Here is a 2062-nt window from a genome sequence, read left to right as displayed (position 1 = left end):
CGTCGATTTGCTGTCATCGCTGTAGGCGCCGGCCGCGGGCGTCGTCCAGATGTATTATCCACAGCCCCGGCGGCCCGTCCCGGGATGACCTTCGCAAGGCCCATATTCGGTGGCGGGCGGCCGCGGCGGCGCACGGCTCGCGTGCGTCTCGCGGCAGGGCGGCGCATGATCATGGCGCCGAAGCTGCAGTTTACGTAATAAGCGGAAAGTGGATGGCGCGCTCGCGATCTTTTGTTGCCGCCGTGGCGGACCGCCCTATCTGAAGGCGCGTGGCCGCGGTGCGCGTCAGGCGTCGAGATGTCGCGTTCGCGATCCGTTGCGTCGCAAAGATGTCAGCCTTCGTTAAGGCTACTTTTCCGGATTTGACTTGCCAGCGCGAAATTTCTGACATTCACTCCCGCCAAACTAAGCCCAATAACAAAGGGGAAGGACAGGAAAATGGCATCCAAAATTCTCAACCTGCGCACGGCGCTCGTTCTCGGCTCTCTTCTCGTCGGCGCAAGCCCGGCCTTCGCGGAAGCGGTGCTTCACCGCGGCAATGCCGGCGAACCGCAGACGCTCGACCAGGCCCACACCTCGATCAATATCGAGGAGTTCATCCTGAAGGACCTTTACGAAGGCCTGACCATCTATGACGCCGCCGGCAAGATCGTGCCCGGTGCGGCCGAAAGCTGGACGGTGTCCGACGACGGCACGGTCTACACGTTCAAGCTGCGCGCCGATGCGAAATGGTCCGACGGTTCGCCGGTAACCGCCGAGGACTTCGCCTTCTCCTACCGCCGCGTCGAGGATCCGAAGACGGCGGCCGGCTATGCCAACATCCTCTATCCGATCAAGAACGCCGAAAAGGTCAACAAGGGCGAGGTGCCCGTCGACCAGCTCGGCGTGAAGGCCGTGGACGAGAAGACGCTGGAAGTCACGCTGGAGCGCCCGACGCCCTTCTTCCTCGAACTCCTGGCGCACCAGACGGCGCTGCCGGTCTCGAAGGCGAGCGTCGAGAAGAACGGTGCCGATTTCGTCAAGCCCGGCACCATGGTGTCGAACGGTGCCTTCAAGCTCGTCGCGCACGTGCCGAACGACAGCCTGACGGTTGAAAAGAACGAGAACTACTGGGATGTCGCCAACGTCAAGCTCGACAAGGTGATCTTCTATCCGATCGACGATCAGGCGGCGTCGGTTCGCCGCTTCGAGGCGAAGGAGATGGACCTCGTCTACAATTTCTCGGCCGACCAGATCGACCGGCTGAAGGGCAGCTACGGCGAGCAGGTCCATGTCTCGCCGACGCTTGCGACCTATTATTACGCCTTCGACACGCGCCAGGAACCCTATAGCGACCTGCGCGTCCGCCAGGCGCTTTCCATGGCGGTCGACCGCGACTTCCTCGCCAAGGAGATCTATTCCGGCTCGCAGATTCCCGCCTATTCCATGGTGCCGCCGGGCATCGAGACCTATGGCGAGCCGGCCAGGGCCGACTTCGCCGAGATGTCGCAGCTCGACCGCGAGGACAAGGCGATCGAACTGATGAAGGAGGCGGGCTACGGCGAGGGCGGCAAGCCGCTGAAGATCGAGATCCGCTACAACACCAACCCGAACCACGAGCGCGTCGCGACCGCCGTTGCCGACATGTGGAAGAACACCTTCGGCGCCGAGGTGTCGATGGTGAACCTCGACGTGTCGTCGCACTACGCCTACCTGCAGGAGGGCGGCGCCTTCAACGTCGCGCGTGCCGGCTGGGTGGCCGACTATGCGGATGCCGAGAATTTCCTGGCGCTCAGCCTGTCGGGCAACAAGACCTTCAACTACGGCCACTACGAGAACGCCGACTTCGACGCGCTGATGAAGAAGTCCTACGAGGAGACCGACCAGGCGGCGCGCGCCAAGATCATGCATGAGGCCGAGACGCTGCTGATGAAGGACCAGCCGATCGCGCCGTTCCTGACCCAGGCCGACCTGTGGCTCGTTTCCGACCGGGTGCAGGGCTGGCAGGACAACTCGCCGAACCAGCATCTTTCCCGCTTCCTGAGCGTCGCCGAATAAGCGTCAACGAAGCGGCGCGCGGGCC

Annotated in this window: 1 protein-coding gene; it reads left to right on the top strand. The window is 63.2% G+C overall.

All coding sequences use genetic code 11. The annotated features are described in order from the left end of the window. The first annotated feature begins 438 nt into the window (after positions 1–438). Entirely contained in the window at positions 439–2037 is a 1599-nt protein-coding gene (locus LXM94_RS25550; protein ID WP_235774661.1) for a peptide ABC transporter substrate-binding protein, read from the top strand. Positions 2038–2062: the final 25 nt, after the last annotated feature.

This window comes from Rhizobium alarense, assembly GCF_021555155.1.
Lineage (GTDB): Bacteria > Pseudomonadota > Alphaproteobacteria > Rhizobiales > Rhizobiaceae > Rhizobium_D > Rhizobium_D alarense.
This window is presented reverse-complemented; position numbering and strand designations above follow the sequence as displayed.

What these genes read in the sequence shown, in the direction of transcription:
- LXM94_RS25550 (WP_235774661.1), top strand. Translation starts at nt 439, where the DNA reads ATGGCATCCAAAATTCTCAACCTGCGCACGGCGCTCGTTCTCGGCTCT.